This is a genomic window from Streptomyces sp. H27-C3, assembly GCF_030063415.1.
Lineage (GTDB): Bacteria > Actinomycetota > Actinomycetes > Streptomycetales > Streptomycetaceae > Streptomyces.
Genome location: NZ_JASITA010000109.1, coordinates 1 through 1,409, shown reverse-complemented (window position 1 = coordinate 1,409; position 1,409 = coordinate 1). Strand labels below are relative to the sequence as shown.

At 68.9% G+C, this 1,409-nt stretch carries 3 protein-coding genes; all 3 read left to right on the top strand.

What is annotated here, in order from left to right; all coding sequences use genetic code 11:
- The coding region (locus tag QMK30_RS38265; RefSeq protein ID WP_283522938.1) for a DUF6328 family protein at window positions 1-201 on the top strand (201 nt) is incomplete at its 5' end.
- Window positions 202-463: 262 nt separating this feature from the next.
- The gene (locus tag QMK30_RS38260; protein WP_283522937.1) at window positions 464-742 is read left to right on the top strand and encodes a hypothetical protein; all 279 of its coding nucleotides are present in this window, start codon (window positions 464-466) and stop codon (window positions 740-742) included.
- A gap of 195 nt (window positions 743-937) precedes the next feature.
- Window positions 938-1,210, top strand: coding sequence for a hypothetical protein (locus tag QMK30_RS38255; protein ID WP_283522936.1), 273 nt, complete (start codon window positions 938-940; stop codon window positions 1,208-1,210).
- The last annotated feature ends 199 nt before the right edge of the window (window positions 1,211-1,409 follow it).

Sequence of the window (1,409 nt, the reverse complement as noted above, 5' to 3'; positions counted from 1 at the left end):
GCCGTTGCCCTGGCCTCCCGCATGGCCAAGACCGGTCTGGCCATGCTTGCGGCGACCTCCGCCCTGACCCTGCTCCTACTGCTGCGCGTGGCGCTCGCCGACACTCTCGCCGCCTGGCTGACCGCCGCCATCGCCGCCTGGCTGAACACCGTATGGGTCGCCCTTCCTGCCTGGGCCAGACACCACTACGCCCCCCCGTAAGTAGCTCCGCGGGCCGGGAGCACCCGACGCTGCCTCCCGTACGGGGCACGGGGCGGGCGGCTGAGGGTGCTGGAGCTGGTTCGGAGACGTGACCAGGCCGCACGAGACGGCGCCGGACCAGATGGGGCAGCCCATGGTGCACCTCCGCGACAGACCCGAGGCCGCCGGCCTACGCACCAGGCGGCGGCCCGGCGTTTTTCGTGTGACGGTAGATCGGAACGTTTGGGGGGTCGTCGAACCACGCCACTGAACGGAGCACGCCATGGTTATCCAAAAGCTGCACGACATGGGCATGCGCAGCGAACACGCCTACACCGCCGCACTCGCCTCCATCGGCCTCACCGTCGCGGTCTGGGCCGGATCGCTCAAGATGGAACCCGGCACCGGCCTGGCCCGAGCGGACCGTTGGGGGCTCTTCGTTGGCGAGTGGGCGCCCACCTTTTTCGGGCTGGGGCTTGCTCTGTCCCACTATGAGCAGCAGGACGGCACCCTGACTGCCAGTGGTGCTGATGTGCGGGACCTCCACCGCAACGCCGGGTAAGCGGCCTGGCTCAACGTCATGATGAGGGCCGGCGTCGGGCAGGCGCTGGCCCTCCCAAGGGCAGCCAGGTGACGACCGTTTTCCCAAGCTCCGGGATGGGTGGAGAGCCTGGTGGGGTGGTGGTGAATTCTTATGACTGCGGGGGGCGAGGCCCGGGCGCGCTCGGGGCGGCGCCAATGGGTCCATACTGGGATCATGACGACCTACCAGGGGCCCGTGACCGTAGTCGGCAGCGACGTCGAAGCCACTATGCAGGCCGACTTGTCTGTCAGGGCACGCGACCAGACGAAGATCTGGAGCGGCCAACTGTCCGGCTACGAGGACGCCGACATGTTCAAGGTACTGACGTCAGACACAGCTGTCATGCGGCTGCCGGACGGGCGGGAGGGCCGGTTCGTCCTGGAGGGCAAGCTGGTGCCGGGCCAAACGTCAGTGGGAGTGCTGGGTAGCGGCCCGCCGCCTTTCTGAGAGGCACAGCAATTCCGCGCGTCATCGGCAGCGCGGTGTCCCGCAATGCGACGAAGAGGGTCAGTCGCGGCGGGTCCCTGCGCGTGGCTGGTGGCCTCCTGGGCCCTGTCGGGGTGCGGGAGGCCACCAGCCGGTGTACGCGCGGGTTTGCTACATGGGGTCGATGCCCTGGCCGCCCATGCCGCCCTCCTGCTGCTTG